The 2,974-nt window shown below is 72.8% G+C and carries 3 protein-coding genes and 1 pseudogene; 1 reads left to right on the top strand and 3 read right to left on the bottom strand.

Annotated features, from left to right (window positions below; all coding sequences use genetic code 11):
* Window positions 1-432: pseudogene (locus RMO30_RS12550) on the bottom strand (putative F420-0 ABC transporter substrate-binding protein); the annotation flags it as partial.
* A gap of 127 nt (window positions 433-559) precedes the next feature.
* Here RMO30_RS12550 and RMO30_RS12545 point away from each other — a divergent pair.
* Window positions 560-1,141, top strand: coding sequence for an NTP transferase domain-containing protein (locus tag RMO30_RS12545; RefSeq protein WP_309714070.1), 582 nt, complete (start codon window positions 560-562; stop codon window positions 1,139-1,141).
* On the opposite strand, the gene cofD is transcribed toward RMO30_RS12545, so the two are convergent.
* Together cofD and RMO30_RS12535 are read right to left on the bottom strand one after the other, a co-directional pair.
* On the bottom strand, window positions 1,105-2,085 hold the full coding sequence (gene cofD / locus RMO30_RS12540) for a 2-phospho-L-lactate transferase (RefSeq protein ID WP_309714067.1): 981 nt from the start codon (window positions 2,083-2,085) through the stop codon (window positions 1,105-1,107). The two genes, RMO30_RS12545 and cofD, sit on opposite strands and share 37 nt — an antisense overlap.
* Before the next feature lie 20 nt (window positions 2,086-2,105).
* The coding region (locus RMO30_RS12535) for an aminotransferase class I/II-fold pyridoxal phosphate-dependent enzyme (protein WP_309714064.1) at window positions 2,106-2,974 on the bottom strand (869 nt) is incomplete at its 5' end.

Here is a 2,974-nt window from a genome sequence, read left to right as displayed (position 1 = left end):
CAGCGCGAGCAGTTCGCTTCTCTCGCCCGCGGCATCCGCGGCGAACGCCGACTCCCAGCCCGAGTAGACCAGGTCGGGTTCGAGTTCGAGCACCGCCTCTTCGATCGGCATGAAGTCGCTGATCGAGGTGAGGCCCACGGCATCCGCCGCCCACTGTTCGGGAACCGGCCCATCTTGGAATGCGGTGCCGACGATCCGATCTCCGACGCCGAGGGCAAGCATCATCTCGGTCGAGGTCGACTTGATCGCCACCACGCGTTGCGGGGGCGTGTCGAAGTCCACCGAGACGCCGCAGTTGTCGACGGTGATGGCGACGGGTGCTGCAGACGGTTCAGCGGCAGGGGCCGAGCAGGCGGCGAGCAGCGCGACGAGTGGCAGCGCAATGAGCGGCACGGCGGTGACGGTTCGGAACGGGCGGGGTGAGCTGGTCATGGGATCTCCGAGAGGGCGCGCAGGGACGGGAGGCGCCGAGACGGGCACCGGTCATCGCTCCAGACGGGGATGCGCAACCACGGACCAGAGACGGACCGGGGACCGATCAGAGTCTAGCGTTGAGGATGTGACGGGAACCGCCGGATGGCACGTTGTCGTGCCGCTCAAGCCGGCGGCCTCGGGCAAGTCCCGCCTCGGCGCGCCGGAAGCCGTGGTGCGCGCCATCGGCATCGCCACCGTACGGGCGGCTGCCTCGGCGGCCGGGGTCGCCGAAGTGGTCGTCGTCACCGCCGACCCCGCGACCGCCGACGCCCTCGCCGGGATTCCGCGCGTGCGGGTGGTGAGGGAGCACGCCCCGCGTGGCCTGAGACTCGCGATCGCATCCGCCCTCACCACGATCCCGTCAGGCACCCGTCGGGCTGTGCTGCTCGGGGACCTCCCCGCCCTGCGGCCCGCCGACCTCACCCGCGCCCTCGCGGCGGCGGGGCGGCATCCACGCGCGTTCGTCGCCGACGCGCCGGGGACGGGCACGACCCTCGTCACGGCACTCCCAGGGATGGTGTGGCGGTCGGCGTTCGGGCGTGCCTCCGCGTCGCGGCATCGCGCGCTCGGTCTGGTCGCGGTGCCGGTGCCGCTGCGCTCGAGCCTGCGGCACGACGTCGACACGCCTCGTCAACTGGCGAGGGCGACCGCGGCATCCACCAGCTGAGCGGTCGTGCTGGGGTCGGTCATCCACAGCGGCACGGCCCGGGCCGGGATGCCGTCGGCTACCAGCCCGTCGACGACGTCCGCATCCGCCGTGTCGACGAGCCAGCCGTCCAGCAACCCGCCCGCCGCTCGGGAGCCGTGCAGCCGCGCGACCGCATCGGCGGTCGTGGCGACTCCAATCGCGGTGAGACAGGCATCCGCCATGCCGCGCACCACGGAGCCGGCGATGATCGGCGAGACACCGACGACGGGAGCCGCAGTGCTCCGCAGCGCCTCGCGGATGCCGGGGATCGCCAGGATCGGACCGATCGACACCACCGGGTTGGACGGCGCGAGCAGCACGACATCGGCATCGCGGATCGCCTCGAGCACCCCGTCCGACGGGTGGGCGACCTCGGCCCCGCGCACCTCGAAAGATGTGGCCGGCAGCGCCGCCCGGTAGCGCACCCACCACTCCTGAAAGTGCAGTTCGCCTCTGCCGTCGTCGGTCGGCTGCGCGAGATGCACGATCGTCTCGGCTTCGTCGCCCGTCGCGGGCAGCAGCCGCACGCCGAGTTCCCAGCGGGCGCCGAGCCGCGCGACCACCTCGGCGAGCGGCACCCCCTCGCGCAGCCAGGCGGTGCGGGCGACCGAGGCCGCGATGTCGAGGTCGCCGAGGGTGAACCACGGCCAGGCGACTCCCCAGGCGGCGAGTTCGCCGTTCACGACCTCCGAGTCGCCGGCGCGGCCCCATCCGCGCGACGTGTCGTTGACCCCGGCGAGGGCGTAGGTGATCGTGTCGAGGTCGGGCGTGATGCGCAGCCCGGCGAGCCAGAGGTCGTCGGCGGTGTTCACGATCGCCGTCAGGTCCGCTGCGGGGTCGACGCTGGCATCCCGGAGCCAATGCCGCGCCCCGAGCAGGAACCGCGCTCCGCCGACGCCGCCCGCGAGCACGGTGATTTTCACGACTCCACGCTAGCCGCCACTCAACCCGCGGGGTGAGACGCAGCCGCGAGCGCCTGAGCAACGACCCGCGCCGATTCGACGGGCACCAGGCCCACGGTGACGCGCACGTGCGGGGTAGGGGTGTCGCCGAGCACGAACGGGACGCCCGGGGCGACGCGGATGCCGGCAGCTGCAAGCTGCACGAGGGCGGACCGCTCGTCGGCGACGGGTAGCCACGCATTGATCCCGTCGCCGGCGGGCAGCTCGACGCCCGCATCCCGCAGCTCGGCGGTGAGGGCGGCCCGCCGTGCAGCGTATGCCGCGCGTGCTGCCTCCACTTCGGCGACCGCCGTCGCGTCGGTGAGCAACCCGTGCAGGATCGCCTGGATGGTGCGCGACGTCCACCCCGGACCGAGCAGCCGTCGCGCGACCACGCGATCGACGAGCGCTCGTGGCCCGCCGAGGGCGCCGATGCGCAGGTCGGGTCCGTGCGACTTCGAGAAGCTCTTCACGTGCAGCACCCGGTCGGGCACGGCGGACGCGAGGGTGACGTCGGGGGAGGCGGAAATGGACCCCGAGTGGTCGTCTTCGATCACGATGGCGTTCGGTGCGGTGCGGCTGCGGGCGAGCAGTCGTCCCAGCTGGGCGGCCCGCTCCGGAGTGAGCGACGCCCCCGTCGGGTTGTGCGCACGGGTCTGCAGCAGCACGACGGCCGGCCCGGTGCCGAGGGCGTGGGCGAACGCGTCAGGAAGCATCCCCTCGGCATCCATCTCGACCCCAATCGGCTCGAGGCCGTATGCCTCGAGCAGGTCGAGGAACGGCGGGAACGTCGGGTTCTCGACGAGCACCCGGTCGCCGTAGCGCACCAGGGTGGCGAGTACGCGGTCGATCGCGTCGAGGGCGCCGTTGG

The sequence above is a fragment of the Pseudolysinimonas sp. genome, from assembly GCF_031389465.1.
Taxonomy (GTDB): domain Bacteria; phylum Actinomycetota; class Actinomycetes; order Actinomycetales; family Microbacteriaceae; genus Pseudolysinimonas_A.
The sequence above is the reverse complement of the archived record's forward strand: the minus strand, read 5'-3'. Positions and strand labels throughout refer to the sequence as shown.